Origin of the sequence: Winogradskyella poriferorum, from assembly GCF_050618035.1 — a bacterium.
GTDB lineage: Bacteria > Bacteroidota > Bacteroidia > Flavobacteriales > Flavobacteriaceae > Winogradskyella > Winogradskyella poriferorum_A.
On sequence record NZ_JBODPY010000267.1, the window covers coordinates 1 to 217 of the forward strand.

The 217-nt window shown below is 32.7% G+C and carries 1 pseudogene; it reads left to right on the forward strand.

The features are described 5' to 3' along the window. Nucleotides 1–217: pseudogene (locus ACRHOC_RS15710) on the forward strand (cytochrome C oxidase subunit IV family protein); the annotation flags it as partial.

The following is a 217-nucleotide window of genomic DNA, read 5'->3' on the forward strand; positions in this document are numbered from 1 at the left end:
ATTAGAGATATTTAGAGGGCTTTGGAAATTTAAATCCAACACACAAAAGTTTTGGGGTGTATTAGCTTTTCTAAACTTTGTTACATTGATTGAGGTTGTCTTGGGTATATACAAGCGTGAAGCCTTAATGAGTACTTGGATCAGGCCTTTTGAAGGTGGATATTTTGCCACTTTAGGTAATATTATTTTATCTTCATTTATCTACATGAAACCTTTA